Below are 13,520 nucleotides of genomic sequence, written 5' to 3'. Positions count from 1 at the left end.
GATTTGATCTCAAACGACTTGTCATGCTTGACCACTCCTTAAGCATATAAATAAACAAACCAAATTTCCATCATTTTTTTGAAAGCAGGGTGACTAATGTCCAAGCAAACATTTCTTAAGGGAACCATTATCCTAATTTTGGCTGGGTTTGTCACCAAAATTTTAGGCTTTATTAATCGTATGGTGATGGCACGCATTATGGGTTCTGAAGGCGTAGGGCTTTACATGATGGCAGTCCCAACAATGCTTCTTATATTAACATTAACTCAAATGGGATTACCCGTCGCGATCTCGAAATTAGTTGCAGAAGCAGAAGCGCATGGAGAAACAAGCAAGATCAAACAAATTCTTGTTGTATCTCTCACGATCACAATTAGTCTAGGCGCTATTTTTACCACGGCTATGATTCTCTTATCACCTTATGTCGCCTCTCATCTACTCACAGATGCCAGAGCGTATTATTCACTTATCGCCGTTGCACCAATTGTTCCCATTGTTGCCGTATCTGCCGTACTTCGAGGCTACTTCCAAGGCAGACAAAATATGAAGCCTACTGCCTATTCGCAAATGCTTGAACAAATTGTGCGTATCACTTTAGTTGCAGTCCTATCAACTGCTTTCTTACCATTAGGTCTCGAATATGCAGCCGCTGGGGCCATGCTTTCTGTCATTGCAGGTGAATTCGCCTCTCTCCTTTACATGCTGTTTTTATTCAAACGAAAGAAAAGCTTTAAACTTCGACGGAAATTCTTTTCATATCTAGGAGAAGGGAAGCAAACGTCGTCTCAACTACTTAAGATTGCATTGCCGACAACAGGAAGTCGCCTGATTGGTACCGTCTCCCTTTTTTTTGAACCAATCATTGTCGCCCAAAGCTTGGCTATTGCAGGAGTAGCGACTGTTGTTGCCACAAAACAATATGGTGAACTAGCCGGGTTTATTATTCCCTTATTGACGCTACCTACCTTTATTACATTCTCATTATCAACCTCTTTGCTACCATCTATTAGCGAAGCCGCAGCAAAGAATCAACAGAATCTTATTCATACAAGACTAGAGCAGGCCATGCGCCTTTCCTTTGTTGCCGGCGGACTAGCCATGGTTGTCTTACTGGTCTATCCTGAGCAAATTATGAACTTTATGTATCATGCTCCAGAAGCGTCAGGCTTTTTAAAAGTAATGGCTCCTTTCTGTCTCTTTTTGTACATCCAAGGCCCATTGCAAGCGGCGCTTCAAGCACTCGATTTAGCAAAGCCCGCCATGTATAACAGCTTAGTTGGAGCTGTTGTCAAAACCGCTGCCATTTTTGTCTTAGCTACCCGGCCCGAATTTGGAATTATGGGAGCCGCACTTGCGATTGTTGTAGGCTTCGTATTAGTGACGCTGCTGCACCTTGCAACCATCGCGAAAAAAGCCGGCTTTAGTATTGAGCTGCGGATGATCTTAAAGCTAGTCGTATTAATCGGCGGAACCATCTATCTAAGTACAATGTTTAAAACCTACGTGCATGTTGTGAGCAACGCCTTAGCTGAACTGTTACTTCAACTCTCTCTGACAGCTGTTTTGTACCTGAGTTTGATGCTTTTGTTGAATCTACTGAAGAAAAGCGAAATTCAGCACTTTCCTCTTTTCAGGAAATTGCAGAAAAGATAACGGGGAACTCTGGCTTGAGGTGGCCAGAGTTTTTTAGTTGATGAGGGTAAAGGGAATACTATTGATGTGAGAAAGGTTCTGGTTTGGAACAAGTTTTATCTTCATTTCATTTGCTTGCTACTTCCCAATGTATTTTAGTTCCTTCGATGTATCTGTGCTCAAGTTCGATGTATCCATAGTTTTCTCGATGTATCTGTGCTCAAGTTCGATGTATCCATAGTTTCCTCGATGTATCTGCGCTTAAGTTCGATGTATTCATGGTTTCCTCGATGTATTTCTGCTCAAGTTCGATGTATCCATAGTTTCCTCGATGTATCTGTGCTTAAGTTCGATGTATTCATGGTTTCCTTGATGTATCTGTGCTTAAGTTCGATGTATTCATGGTTTCCTCGATGTATCTGTGCTCAAGTTCGATGTATTCATAGTTTCCTCGATGTATATCTGCTTAAGTCCGATGTATTTACCGTTTCCTCGATGTATTTCTACTCTAGTCCGATGTATTCTCAGTTTCCTCGATGTTTTAATCGCTTCCTCCAAAACTTCATAGAGGAATACAGTATCAATTCATTGAACTATTATTATTTATAAGGAGGGATTTAAATGCATATCAGCAAACCACGTACTAAACCAGTAAAACTCGCTGCACTTGAAGCATTGATAAGAAGACTTCCTTCAAATCATCCTAAGCGCTCATTCATCAAGCAAGAGCTTAACAAACGTGAGTTAGGCTTCAGAGGGGAACGATCGATTGATTATTATATAGATTCTCTTTCATCTTATGAAGATTTAAGTGTGATTCATGATCTTAGACTGAGAGGAACAAATGGTCACTTTTTTCAAATTGATTCACTTCTCTTGAGTCCGACAGTTCTAATTATTTTAGAGGTTAAAAACTTAAGTGGTTCCCTTTATTTGAATCCACTTACACAACAATTAATTCGAACGAGCTCATCTTCCGAAGAAATTCTGCCTTATCCCCTTTTGCAAACACAAATGCAAAAACATCAGTTGAAAGAATGGCTTATTTCTCATCATTCGCCGCTCTTACCAGTTATTGATTATGTTGTGATTAGTGACCCTTTAACTCGCATTATATCCGACTCTTCTAATCAGCATTTAATGTCAAAAATGATTCACGCTGGACGATTGCCTGAGATGATAAGGAAGCATTTGAACAAGACAAGTACTCCTTTTATGAGTGCACAAAAAATTAATGAATTAGTAACCAAATTAATTCGTAGTAACAAAGAAGTGCTTTTAAACGTTTGTGACGAATACAAAATTCATATCAATGAGTTAGAACGTGGACTTTTTTGCCCTCATTGCTTTTCATTCTCTGTTAAGCGAGACTATGGTTTATGGAAATGCAAACAGTGTGTAAAACCTGTCAACTCCGCCCCACTCCAAGCCCTAAACGACTATTACCTCCTCATCAATCCAACTCTCACAAACCGTGACTTTCGCCATTTCACTAACCTCACTTCTCCTCAGCTTGCTCATTCCATCCTTAAAGAACACTGCCTTGCCTTCACAGGAACGCTTAAAAGCCGTACATACACTATCCCCTTCTCCACACACTAAAAAACCGCAAGAGCATGATACTCTCACGGCCAAACAAGTTTTTCTTACCAAAAGAAGAAAGCTCCTGCTAGTGCTAATCCGGCAATGGCACCAAATGCAAATGGAACAACGTTTGAACCGTATCCACCATAATAGCCATAGCCACCATTATATCCAAAACCACGTCCACCACCGTTACGTCCCATGTCTACATAGACATGTCTGTCATCTACGTCTACAATTCGCCCGTAATAGCTTTGACCGTTCTTGTGTTGGATGTTCACATAACGACCTTTGTAGCTACAGCACTGTTGATATAAAGATGCTCCCATACTTTTCCCTCCTCATTATCAGCGTTCATGAGTAGCATATGGGGGCACAGGCTTAACGGTATACGCACATCCCCTCGGACAACAACCTATTTCTTATCCTTTACATCGATATAAAATAATTGATCGCCTCTGACACTACAATAGGAGATCCGTTTAATGTCTTTAAATCCATGATCTCGTACTTGCCTGCGAAGCCAAAATTCGTTCTGATCAATCTGTTTGAGCTGCGCATGTTGAATTTGCCCGTCCATTATGACAGGCATTGGCACAGAGTTCGTATAAAGAGATTCGCTAGGTTCAAGAGTGGTTTGAGCGCGAACAAGCTTGACCATGATTAGATAAATGAAAGGAAGTAAACTTAAGAGAAGTAAAACAATACTCATCTTAGGTGTATGTACCATTTGTTCAAGGAGTAACAGAATGAATGTAAAACTAAGGATTAACAGCGGTTGAAATTGATTTGTCCGGTTCATTAATTGAAATAAACTAAGGGTACTGAATGTAGCAATCGCTAATGTTAGCTGATGGACCATTTCGATTCACTCCTCACATTCACTACTGTCTCCTAACTGGAATAAAAGCATGTGATGAAGCATCTTCCAACGGTTTATTTACATAAAGTCATTCTAAGCTAAGCCAAGCCCGAATATAGTCATAGCAATAGGTGTGTAAAAGGAGGAGGCTGCTAAATGAATAATCGTCTTTTTTTTCCAGCAGTATTTAGTGGGTTAGTTGTTATCATGGCAGGCGCTATTATGGCTAGTTTGTTGCTAGCTAGCTTTTTAAGTTTGACAAGCTACACCGAAGAATCCATAAAATGGTTGATTCTATTTTTAGCTTTTCTTTGTTTATTTATTGGTGGATTTGTATCTGGTGCAAGGGCAAAAACAAAAGGATGGTTGGCAGGAGGACTTACAGCACTTCTGTTTACAACTGTTGCTTATTTGATCTCCACACTTGGGTACGATGTAGCCTTTACGACCTCACAGTTTTTACTCCATGGAGGATATCTATTAACTGGAGCTGTAGGAGGAATGATTGGAGTAAACTTAATGAAGGCATAATTATAAAAAAGCACAAGCTGAGACATCTCGGCTTGTGCTTTACTCTTTATTAATCTTTAGCAACATCACGAACAGCTGAGCGATCAAACGTTAGCTTACGATTATCGTTTACTAGAAGAATAACCGTATCCTCGTCAATCGCATCAATCGTTCCATGAAGACCTCCGATTGTCACAATCTTATCTCCGCGCTGTAATGCGCTGTGCATTTCACGCACTTGTTTCTGACGTTTTTGTTGAGGTCTAATTAAGAAAAAGTAGAATACAACAATCATCAGCACGATGGAGAGTAGTGGTGCTAGTTCCATTTATATTTCCCCCCTTTCTGGTGTATAAGATGTCAGCTGTTCCAAACAAAGATCGAATAGGCTATCATCTGTTTCACAAATTTCAATTAGAAGTTTTTAGCATCCGCCTTATTGAACCCATACTGCTCAAAAAATTCTTCCTTAAAGTCGAGCAACCTGTCCTCCATAATTGCCTGGCGAACGTCCACCATTAAGTTTAACAGGAAATGCAGGTTATGATAAGTAGTAAGTCTAAATCCGAACGTTTCTTCACATTTAATGAGATGGCGAATGTAGGCTCTTGAGTAATTCTGACAAACGTGGCAGCTACAATTTTCATCAAGTGGACCAAAATCACGAGCATACTTTGCATTACGAACAACAAGTCGTCCATTACTGGTCATACATGTCCCATTACGAGCAATACGTGTTGGTAATACGCAATCAAACATATCAATTCCTCGGATCGCTCCATCAATTAATGAATCTGGTGAACCGACTCCCATAAGATAACGAGGTTTATCAAAAGGAAGTAACGGTGTCGTAAATTCCAATGCGCGGTTCATCACGTCTTTTGGTTCACCTACGGATAACCCACCAATTGCGTAACCAGGAAAATCAAGAGAAACGAGATCACGAGCACTTTGCTTACGTAAATCTTCATATTCTCCACCTTGCACAATTCCAAATAGCCCTTGATCTTGCGGTCTAGCATGCGCTTCTAAGCAACGCTCCGCCCAACGACTTGTCCGTTCCACAGACTTCTTCATGTAATCATGCTCAGCTGGGAAAGGCGGACATTCATCAAATGCCATCATAATATCAGAACCTAGAGCATTTTGAATCTCCATCGCCCCCTCTGGACTAAGGAAAAGCTTCGCACCATTTAAGTGGTTACGGAATTCAACGCCCTCTTCAGTAATCTTACGCAAGTTACTTAAACTAAATACCTGAAAACCGCCAGAATCCGTTAAAATCGGACGATCCCAGTTCATAAATTTGTGTAAGCCACCTGCTTCACGAATAATTTCATGTCCTGGTCGAAGCCATAAATGATACGTGTTGCTTAAAATAATTTGCGCATCCATCCGATGCAAATCCTCTGGACTCATTGTTTTTACTGTTGCAAGTGTTCCAACCGGCATAAACATCGGTGTTTCAAAGGTACCATGTGGTGTATGGACTCTTCCAAGTCTTGCACCGGATTGTTTACATGTTTTTATGTGTTCATATCGAATCGCTGTCATACTTAGTCCCCTCTTGTTACTTAATAAGCATCGCATCGCCGAAGCTGAAGAAGCGATAGTTCTCTTGTACGGCGTGAGCATACGCACGTAAGATGTTTTCACGTCCTCCAAGTGCACTCACAAGCATAACGAGTGTTGATTTAGGAAGATGGAAATTTGTAATTAAGGTATCTACTGCCTTGAAGGTATACCCTGGATAAATAAAGATATCTGTCCAACCTGACGCTTCCTTAAACTCTGCTTGAGCTGATGCAATGGTTTCAAGCGTACGAGCTGAGGTTGTCCCTACTGCTATAATTCGACCCCCACGCTCTCTTGTTGCTTGAAGAATCGCTGCAGTCTCAGCAGTCATTTGATAGAATTCAGAATGCATTTGATGAGTCTCAATCGTATCAACACTAACCGGGCGAAATGTTCCAAGTCCTACATGTAGTGTGATGGGAGCGATACTCACTCCTTTTTGTTTCAATTGATCAAGTAACTCATCTGTAAAATGCAAGCCGGCCGTAGGTGCAGCTGCTGAGCCAATATTTTTAGAATAGACCGTTTGATACCGTTCACGGTCATCCAGCGTTTCTTTAATGTAAGGAGGAAGTGGCATTTCACCAAGCTGATCGAGCACTTCATGAAAGATTCCATTATAGCTCATCTCAAAATCTCGACCACCTTGATCTCCCTCTGATACGCACGTTGCTTTTAGCAAGCCATCTCCAAATTCAACCACGGTACCAACCTTCACTCGTTTCGCAGGTTTCGCTAACGTCTCCCATCGATCACCCTCTACTTGTTTAAGTAGAAGCAATTCAATACCGGCACCAGTATCTTTCTTTGCGCCGCGGAGTCGTGCAGGCATGACACGGGTATCATTAATAACTAATGTGTCACCTGACTCAAACTCGTCAACAATCGAAGAGAACGTACGGTCCTCTGTTTGTCCTGTTTCCTTATTTAAAACAAGCAAACGAGACGCCGTTCGATCAAGAAGCGGCGTCTGCGCAATAAGTTCTTCTGGTAAATCAAAATCAAAATCTTCTACATTCATATCTATGTCACCTTTTTATCTCATCATTCGTTAGTCCTTCATTAGAATAACGGACTTATCTTGTCAAATCAAGCTCTTAGCGTCTAAAGAGAAAGAGCAATAAACTAAGCACAACACTTACAACGATAGACGTCATTAATGGAAAATAAAACGTCATATTCTCGCGTTTAATCACGATATCGCCAGGCAGCTTTCCAATCGGTAGGAACTTACCTCCTACGTACCATAGCAACCCAACAATGACTAAGATGATTCCTGCTATGATAAGGAATTTAGGAGCTTCATTCATTCGCCTGGTACCTCAAGCTTAAAATGTTCGTAACAGGAATGTGTGACAACCCGTCCTCTAGGTGTTCGCTGGATAAATCCAATTTGTAATAGGTAGGGCTCGTAAAGATCTTCAATGGTATCTGATTCTTCTCCAATGGTTGCAGCAATGGTATCCAATCCTACTGGACCACCTCTGAACTTTTCGATCATTCCTCGGAGTAATTTATCATCAATATGATCGAGTCCCAGCTTATCTACTTGAAGCCTTTCAAGTGCACCAGTTGCCAAATCATACGTAATAATGCCTTCACCGTCCACCTGCGCAAAGTCACGTACTCTTTTTAACAACCGGTTGGCGATTCTTGGTGTGCCTCTTGCCCGGCGTGCTAGCTCTTCTGCTGCCCCTTCTTCTAGCTCCGTCACAAAAATATCAGCTGTACGACGGATGATATCCGCTAATTCATTCTCATTATAATACTCTAATCGTTCAACAACCCCGAACCTGTCTCGAAGTGGTGCAGAGATCATCCCTGCCCTGGTCGTCGCACCAACTAAAGTAAACGGCGGCAAATCGAGACGAACAGACCTGGCTGTTGGTCCTTGTCCAATGACGATATCTAAGCAAAAGTCTTCCATCGCCGGATACAACACTTCTTCTACTGAGCGATTCAGTCGGTGTATCTCGTCTATAAACAACACATCACCTGGCTCAAGAGCCGTAAGAATTGCTGCTAAATCTCCCGGTCGCTCAATTGCAGGCCCAGAAGTCGTTCGCATTTGCACGCCCATTTCCGAGGCAATAATGGCTGATAACGTTGTTTTACCTAATCCAGGTGGACCGTGTAACAACACGTGGTCCAAACTTTCCTCGCGCATTTTAGCTGCTTGAATATAGACTTCAAGATTGCGTTTAACCTTTTCTTGGCCAATGTATTGACTAAAGCTCAGGGGCCTAATTCCGCCCTCAATTGAATCCTCAAGCGGTTGGCTTTCGGCTGAAACTAAGCGTTCTTCCATATGCTCACGCTCCTTTCATTAACGTTTAAGCAGAAGTTGAAGCGCCTTTTTAATATACCCATCAATTTCTAACGATTCCTCTTCTAGCTTCGGTCGAATTTTCTTTAATTCTCTATCTACATATCCAAGTGCTTTAAGAGCCTCGAACGCTTCATCTAATGCATCTATTGTTGGCTCAGTATAAGGTGTAAATAAGTTCGGTTCTTTAGAAGGTAGCTCCTCAGTAAAATCAATCAGCTTTCCTTTTAAGTCTAAAATAATCTGCCTAGCTGTCTTTTTACCTACACCAGGAAAGCGGGTAAGTAGGGCTTCATCCTCTTCTTCAATGGCTGCTACCACATGTTCTGGCTGACCTGATGCACAAATTGCCAGTGCTCCTTTTGGCCCAATTCCTGAAACATTTAGAAGCTTCTCAAAAAGCGTACGCTCCTTTCGGCTGGGAAAACCGAATAGACGAATCTGATCTTCTCTCACATAATGATGTGTAAAGATCTGAATCGTCTTATGTAGCTCATGTTGATATATATATGGGTTAGGACAATACAGTTGATAACCAAGCCCATGATGGTCAATCACCACATACTGTGTGTCAATTGCTTCAAGTGTTCCTTTTACATAATCAATCAAAAGTATAACCTCTCCTATGCGAACGTTTATTTCTATTTTAGCACATACCCCTTATTCGGTCACATCGGAATTCGGGTGTGAATTTAGGTGAAACGGGTATGGTAGCATATGGATGAAACGAGAGGAGACTGCTCATGTTTAGAAGAGATATGGAAAACGCCTTAATGACACTCCAGCCTAAGGAACGCTTTTACCGGACATTACTCTTAGTTCCCTTTGTTCTCATTTTAGTTGCACTTATCTTTATTGTGCCAGGAGGAAACTGGAACCTCCCTGTGAAGATCATCGTCTCTGGCGTCATGATTGCATTTGTCATATGGCGTTTAATTGTTAACTACACAAGAGCAAAAGCACAACTCGAACTTGAAAAGGAAGAAAAAAGCAAATAAAAAGCGTCCTCGCTAAAGGACGTTGAAAAGGAAATGCACCTATGGCTTCTCTCTACCAGTATCTACTTTACCTGTAATGCTTACATCTCGAACCGATTTGTTATCAGCAGCATGCACATGGTGAGAGACTCCTGTTGAAATACTGATTAACAAAATGGTCAAACAAAGTGTGCTTGTCCATTTCTTAATCGTTAATCACTCCCTAAGGTAAATTGAAGTACATTCATATCACGAGCTATTTTCATATATTTCAACGCCAATTCAAAATCTCCTCTTTTTTCATAAAAATAGGTGATTTCTTCGCACACTTCTGACGCATCAAAATATAATTCATCGTGAATTAGCATTTGAACGCCTTTATTTACAGACTCTTCATCAGGAGTTACATGAAGATGACGACAAATTAAGCATCTTGCCTGATATTCAATGTTTCCTTGTTCAAACGCTAACTTTTCAGCCTCCAATAGTAAGCTTTCCGCATCCTCTTCTTTTAAACGCAACTTAATAAAAGCTAGGTCCGCTTTTGTCTTTATACTTACAATCGAATCTTGGTGCTCTGGAATGGCAAGCGCCCTTTCCATGTAATTCTTAGCTTCCTCTTGCAGGTTTTGACGTAATCGATTGATGCCAATCCCTCTTATAATAAGTGAATGTGCATATGGGAAATCATAAGAATCTTTCATAATACGTTGGTAACGTATCTCCGCTTCATCATATCGAACAATTTCCGTATCAATCGCCGCTAATACTAGCTCAGCGTATAAGACTTTTTCTCGATAGGATTCATCTTTTATAAATATCGCTAACGCCATCTCTAAATAAGAAACGGCAAAGGTGTATTGATTAATTCGATAATACCCATCACCAATACGTTGATAAAATTCAGCTCGCTCATAATCATCTGTCACGTGTTCAAGCAAGGCCTCAGCCTTTACATATAAACGAATCGCTGATTTAAATCGATTTTGGTAAAATTCGTTTTGACCATTCATAAAATAATACAAAAACTCTAAAAAGGGGTCGGATTGTTGTATGGTCATAACAGAAGAATGCGAGTGAGATTCACTACTCGACTCTTGAAGTAACAGTTGATGTCTGAATTCCAGCAAGGAGTAGTAGGCCAAGACTTTATCACTTTCTTCCATGTCTGATAGCATCATTGTAATTTCTTCTTTTATCGCAATGGATTTATCAATCTCTCTAGCGATCATGAAGCTATACCAATCTGCGCACTTTGCTCCCACCATAGCCGCCGATATTGCTGTTCTCAAACAATCACCTCCCTGCATCTATTATACCGGTAAATTTTTCATATTGACAATCACTAAGTTTTGGAAAAACTTCACTTTTTCATGCGTGTTCATTCTATCTTACAAACCTAACATTCGTTATACTAATGAAGAATCATAGAACGTTCATGTCAGGAGAATTAAAAATGAATACTACTTTAGGACTTGTCATCTTTCTCATTGTGTATGCAGCTATCAATTTTTACATCGGATATAATGGTTGGAAATGGGCCAAATCAACAATAGGGTTTACATGGTTTAAAACCTATTGCGTGGTACTTGCCTTTCTGTCCTCTGCTTATATTTTGGCTATGTTCCTCACTTCAAGAACCCTTGAACTAATAGGGGGCTACTGGCTAATTATCTTTGGATATTTATGTATTCTACTTCCGTTTATTAACCTCGTTTATTTTATAAGTAAAAAGAATAGTGTGTGGAAAAAATGGAGTGGGTTTGTCACGCTGGCATTTCTCGTCTTTGTTATGGTCTACGGTTCGTTTAACGCGTGGAACCCCACCGTTCGAAACTATACGGTTGAGCTAAATAACCCGACGAAAGAAGTTAAAGGGGAAGAAATAAAGCTCTTAATTGCAGCAGACCTACACCTTGGTGAAGTGATTGGCGAACGACACTTAGAACGATTTGTACAGCTCGTTCAAGAAGAACAGCCAGACCTCGTTCTTCTTGCAGGAGATATTATTGAAAACAGTTTTACCCCATATATGGCTAACAACTTAACAGAAACCATGAAGCAATTGGAAGCGCCTCTAGGAGTGTATGTGTCTCCAGGGAACCACGACTACTATGGTGGCGATCTATTCTTATTACGAGATGAATTTAAAGACATTGGCTTTAACTTCTTAATGGATGAAGCTATAACTGTTAATGATGAGTTAACAATCATTGGTCGAAAAGATGAAACGGATGAAAACAGACAATCCATCTCCACCTTAATGGGAAAAGCAGATGAGTCGTTACCAGTTATCGTTATTGATCATCAGCCAAAAGAGATAAGCGAGGCTCACGAGGCTGGAGTAGATCTTATCGTTTCTGGGCATACACATCGAGGCCAGGTATTCCCTGCGAATCTTATTACAAGCATGATTTATGAAAATGATTGGGGCTACCTCCAACGCGATCAACTACATTCCTTTACGACATCTGGATTCGGTTTCTGGGGACCCGCTATTCGAATTGGCAGTCGTTCTGAAGTAATGTCAGTTACATTTCAATATTAAAAAAATCCAACTCTCTTAAACGTCTTGAGAGTTGGATTTACGTTTTCTTGTGTGATAAAACGGACCAAACAAGAAAATAAACTGGATATAACACAGTGATCAAACCATGTATAGCTGTCATTATTAAAGGCATTGCCTCACTCTGATCCACAACCGAATGAAGAAAAGCCTGATTTGCAAATAAGAGACTTAAACTGCCACTGTTCTTTAAGATCAAACTCATTCGCCTACCTTTTGCATACATCACGTGCTTATTTTCCTCAGTAAGTCCAATGTAATTGAGCCGTTCAGGGTGACGCGTGAGTATATGTATAAAAAACCATAACCCAACAGCAAGCATAGGCAATAACCATAACAGCCATTTGCTTTCTGTGTCATTCGATTGAATGGTGATCTCTTGAGGGATTTCAGGCCAATAGCTTAAAAGGATAAAGCAGTGGCCGAAGAACAATAGGGTGCTTAGGATGGCTAGTGACGTTCCGAGAAGATGATCTTTTCTATTTATCATCGATTGTTTTCGAGGCAGCAACGACTTTCTCATATTCTTCTGAACGAATGATGTCAGATAAAAGATTATGTGCTAAGTACCATTCGTAAGTCTTTGTCAGTCCTTCTTTTAGTGTAATTGATGGTAATGGTAATCTATAAGCAGCTAGTTTGTGACTATCGAGTAAATAGGTGAGGTCTCTAAAAGGGAAAAAGGAAGCTAAGCTTATATTTAGTTGATCCATCTTCTCTTGTGAGATCCCCTTCAGGTCAAATTCCTTTTTCACTATTTGCCTAATTGTTTTTATAAGTGTTGGCCATTCAATTATTTCTGGATGCGTTAGATTAAAAGCCTTCCCATCCAATTGAAGATTGTTCATGGTTGCTAACAACACTTTTACCAAGTCTTGAATATGTATAAATTGTACAAAGGTAGCTCCTGATACAGGAATAACAATAGGATATGAGTGCTCTGCTCTATCAAACAAGAAAGACTCTCTTTTTAAATTATTCCCTTCTCCATACACATAGGAAGGTCTAAAGATCACACACGGAAAACCTATCTTATCATAAAGTTCAAGTAGATAATCCTCAGCTAGCTTCTTGTCGTATCCATAATTCTTCCAATTCTCATTAAAGCCCCTATCATCTGATTCTTTTAAATAGGTATCTGATGATAGGTATACAGCTCCAGAGCTTATGAATATGTATCGTTTTAGACGAGTGCGATCCACAGCTTCAATTAGGTTTTCTACATCTTCTTTGGTATAAGCTGACACGTCAAATATATAATCGTATAGTTCATCTTTAAGTAAATTTTTAAGTGCTTCTTTATCTTTTCGATCCGTAATAAAATGTTGATGATACCCATCAAAATCCACACGTTTTAGACCTCTAGTAACAAAGTCTACACAGTACCCTCTTTTTATTAAACTAATAACTACTGCCTTACTTATGAATTCAGTTCCACCCATAACTAAGATTTTGTTCATATAGAACCTCCGATACTACATATTTTAA

Annotated in this window: 17 protein-coding genes; 5 read left to right on the top strand and 12 right to left on the bottom strand. The window is 40.2% G+C overall.

Annotated features, from left to right (window positions below; translation table 11 throughout):
• The first annotated feature begins 96 nt into the window (after nucleotides 1-96).
• Complete coding sequence (gene spoVB / locus JNO66_RS00890; protein ID WP_203086332.1) at nucleotides 97-1,653, top strand: stage V sporulation protein B; 1,557 nt, start codon at nucleotides 97-99, stop codon at nucleotides 1,651-1,653.
• Between the two features lie 600 nt (nucleotides 1,654-2,253).
• Nucleotides 2,254-3,234, top strand: a complete 981-nt coding sequence (locus tag JNO66_RS00885) for an NERD domain-containing protein (protein WP_203086331.1) — start codon at nucleotides 2,254-2,256, stop codon at nucleotides 3,232-3,234.
• 44 nt (nucleotides 3,235-3,278) lie between these two features.
• Here the strand turns inward: JNO66_RS00885 and JNO66_RS00880 are convergent, their stop codons facing one another.
• Nucleotides 3,279-3,545: a hypothetical protein gene (locus tag JNO66_RS00880; RefSeq protein WP_203086330.1), complete on the bottom strand. Its 267-nt coding sequence runs from the start codon at nucleotides 3,543-3,545 to the stop codon at nucleotides 3,279-3,281.
• A gap of 86 nt (nucleotides 3,546-3,631) precedes the next feature.
• Complete coding sequence (locus JNO66_RS00875; RefSeq protein ID WP_203086329.1) at nucleotides 3,632-4,078, bottom strand: YetF domain-containing protein; 447 nt, start codon at nucleotides 4,076-4,078, stop codon at nucleotides 3,632-3,634.
• A 156-nt stretch (nucleotides 4,079-4,234) separates the two neighbouring features.
• Between JNO66_RS00875 and JNO66_RS00870 the strand changes: the two genes are divergently transcribed.
• On the top strand, nucleotides 4,235-4,609 hold the full coding sequence (locus JNO66_RS00870) for a TIGR04086 family membrane protein (RefSeq protein WP_203086328.1): 375 nt from the start codon (nucleotides 4,235-4,237) through the stop codon (nucleotides 4,607-4,609).
• 49 nt (nucleotides 4,610-4,658) lie between these two features.
• Here JNO66_RS00870 and yajC read toward each other — a convergent pair whose 3' ends face one another.
• The 6 genes from yajC to ruvA all read right to left on the bottom strand — a co-directional run bounded on the left by yajC (nucleotide 4,659) and on the right by ruvA (nucleotide 9,098).
• Nucleotides 4,659-4,916, bottom strand: coding sequence for a preprotein translocase subunit YajC (gene yajC / locus JNO66_RS00865; RefSeq protein ID WP_203086327.1), 258 nt, complete (start codon nucleotides 4,914-4,916; stop codon nucleotides 4,659-4,661).
• Between the two features lie 86 nt (nucleotides 4,917-5,002).
• The gene (gene tgt, locus JNO66_RS00860) at nucleotides 5,003-6,142 is read right to left on the bottom strand and encodes a tRNA guanosine(34) transglycosylase Tgt (protein WP_203086326.1); all 1,140 of its coding nucleotides are present in this window, start codon (nucleotides 6,140-6,142) and stop codon (nucleotides 5,003-5,005) included.
• Nucleotides 6,143-6,158: 16 nt separating this feature from the next.
• Nucleotides 6,159-7,184: a tRNA preQ1(34) S-adenosylmethionine ribosyltransferase-isomerase QueA gene (queA, locus tag JNO66_RS00855; protein WP_203086325.1), complete on the bottom strand. Its 1,026-nt coding sequence runs from the start codon at nucleotides 7,182-7,184 to the stop codon at nucleotides 6,159-6,161.
• Between the two features lie 76 nt (nucleotides 7,185-7,260).
• Nucleotides 7,261-7,473 (bottom strand): DUF2905 domain-containing protein, encoded by a 213-nt coding sequence (locus JNO66_RS00850; protein WP_203086324.1) that lies wholly within the window; start codon nucleotides 7,471-7,473, stop codon nucleotides 7,261-7,263.
• On the bottom strand, nucleotides 7,470-8,471 hold the full coding sequence (ruvB, locus tag JNO66_RS00845; protein ID WP_203086323.1) for a Holliday junction branch migration DNA helicase RuvB: 1,002 nt from the start codon (nucleotides 8,469-8,471) through the stop codon (nucleotides 7,470-7,472). The genes JNO66_RS00850 and ruvB overlap by 4 nt, the downstream gene beginning before the upstream one ends.
• Nucleotides 8,472-8,489: 18 nt before the next feature.
• Nucleotides 8,490-9,098 carry a Holliday junction branch migration protein RuvA gene (ruvA, locus tag JNO66_RS00840; protein WP_203086322.1) on the bottom strand — a complete coding sequence of 203 codons (609 nt, stop codon included), beginning with the start codon at nucleotides 9,096-9,098 and terminating at the stop codon, nucleotides 8,490-8,492.
• Between the two features lie 134 nt (nucleotides 9,099-9,232).
• Between ruvA and JNO66_RS00835 the strand changes: the two genes are divergently transcribed.
• A complete protein-coding gene (locus JNO66_RS00835) occupies nucleotides 9,233-9,487 on the top strand; it encodes a hypothetical protein (RefSeq protein ID WP_203086321.1) in 255 nt (84 codons plus the stop codon).
• Between the two features lie 39 nt (nucleotides 9,488-9,526).
• Here JNO66_RS00835 and JNO66_RS20735 read toward each other — a convergent pair whose 3' ends face one another.
• Nucleotides 9,527-9,649, bottom strand: a complete 123-nt coding sequence (locus JNO66_RS20735; RefSeq protein ID WP_273753136.1) for a hypothetical protein — start codon at nucleotides 9,647-9,649, stop codon at nucleotides 9,527-9,529.
• A 29-nt stretch (nucleotides 9,650-9,678) separates the two neighbouring features.
• Nucleotides 9,679-10,758, bottom strand: coding sequence for a response regulator aspartate phosphatase (locus JNO66_RS00830; RefSeq protein WP_203086320.1), 1,080 nt, complete (start codon nucleotides 10,756-10,758; stop codon nucleotides 9,679-9,681).
• Between the two features lie 164 nt (nucleotides 10,759-10,922).
• On the opposite strand from JNO66_RS00830, the gene JNO66_RS00825 reads away from it, so the two are divergent.
• Complete coding sequence (locus JNO66_RS00825; RefSeq protein WP_203086319.1) at nucleotides 10,923-12,014, top strand: metallophosphoesterase; 1,092 nt, start codon at nucleotides 10,923-10,925, stop codon at nucleotides 12,012-12,014.
• Nucleotides 12,015-12,051: 37 nt separating this feature from the next.
• Here the strand turns inward: JNO66_RS00825 and JNO66_RS00820 are convergent, their stop codons facing one another.
• Together JNO66_RS00820 and JNO66_RS00815 are read right to left on the bottom strand one after the other, a co-directional pair.
• Nucleotides 12,052-12,522 (bottom strand): hypothetical protein, encoded by a 471-nt coding sequence (locus JNO66_RS00820; protein WP_210340735.1) that lies wholly within the window; start codon nucleotides 12,520-12,522, stop codon nucleotides 12,052-12,054.
• Nucleotides 12,512-13,492, bottom strand: a complete 981-nt coding sequence (locus tag JNO66_RS00815; protein ID WP_203086317.1) for an NAD-dependent epimerase/dehydratase family protein — start codon at nucleotides 13,490-13,492, stop codon at nucleotides 12,512-12,514. The genes JNO66_RS00820 and JNO66_RS00815 overlap by 11 nt, the downstream gene beginning before the upstream one ends.
• Nucleotides 13,493-13,520: the final 28 nt, after the last annotated feature.

It is taken from the genome of Alkalicoccobacillus gibsonii, from assembly GCF_016798245.1.
GTDB lineage: Bacteria > Bacillota > Bacilli > Bacillales > Bacillaceae_D > Alkalicoccobacillus > Alkalicoccobacillus gibsonii.
This window is presented reverse-complemented; position numbering and strand designations above follow the sequence as displayed.